The organism is Pseudomonas sp. GD03842 (assembly GCF_029841165.1).
In the GTDB taxonomy this organism is placed as follows: Bacteria; Pseudomonadota; Gammaproteobacteria; order Pseudomonadales; family Pseudomonadaceae; genus Aquipseudomonas.
Map to the genome: position 1 here is coordinate 1 of NZ_JAOCEA010000040.1, position 1,129 is coordinate 1,129.

The following is a 1,129-nucleotide window of genomic DNA, read 5'->3' on the forward strand; positions in this document are numbered from 1 at the left end:
CGTCCTTCAGCTAGCCACACCCATGATTCAGCTACCACAGGCAGACGATCATAGTGAACAGCGAGTCTGCGCGCCCGATCATTCCAGGCATGTGTTCGCTCAACTACCCAACGCTTAGGTTGTGGTAAAAAGCCATGACTGTCGGTGGTTACGGTGAACAGATCAGGTTGTTCCGGGCGCACCCAGCGCCCCACGTTTTTGTTGGCCGGATGCCTCACGACTTGAACGCGAACACTATGGCGCTGTGAGACGATCTGTGAGCATTGCCCCGCATAGGCACTGTCTACAAACAGGGTATTGAGACTGGGGTACTTGGACATTCCTGCTGCTACAAGCGGATATGCGCCGTCACGGTCTTGGACGTTTGCTGCCGTAACGACGACGGCCAAAAGTAGTCCGAGCGTATCGACCAACAGGTGACGTTTGCGTCCTTTTACTTTTTTGCCGACATCCAGCCCTGTTGCTCCTCCCTGAGCTGATCCTCGGGTCGACTGCGAATCCAATACCGCGGCAGTGGGGTCTGCTGAGCGCGCCTCTCGCTCACGCCACTGCCGACGCAAGCGATCATGCATCTGTTCAAACTTACCTTGCTCGCTCCAGCGCCTGAAGGTGCGATAGACGTTCTGCCAACGAGGAAAATGGCTTGGCAACATCCGCCACGGGCAACCGCTACGCACTACATAGCAACAAGCGTCCACCAAGGTGCGTCGACTCACTTTTGGAGGAAATCCACGACCACCTTGGTTCTCGAAAATATCCTGCACCAATTTCCACTCAGCATGGCTCAAGCTGCTTGGATAAATCTGTTCAGGCTCCTGGTGGCGATGTGTGTCTGTGTAGCCATATCGAGCTAAAGCAGGAGGTGCCATCTCGATAGTTACCGCTTGGTAGCTAGGAACGAGCTTGATGCCTTGACGATCAAGCGCCGCATAAAGAGCATTTTTGCTGATCTTTTTTTGCGTGATGCGCGCAAACTCCGTACGGATCTCAAGCGCGGTGGCAGTTGGATTTTCCTGGACGATTTTCGCCAGGGTCTTCTCGTATTCCTCCGTGTAGATCTTGGGTCGCCCAGCCTTTGCCATCGTGCACCTCTAACGAAATAGCGATATGCAAAGCCTAGTAGAAGCCA

General features: G+C 54.1%; 1 pseudogene. It reads right to left on the reverse strand.

Annotation, left to right across the window (positions count from 1 at the left end):
* Positions 1–851 (reverse strand): annotated as a pseudogene (locus tag N5D61_RS26405) (IS5 family transposase); the annotation flags it as partial.
* Between the last annotated feature and the right edge of the window lie 278 nt (positions 852–1,129).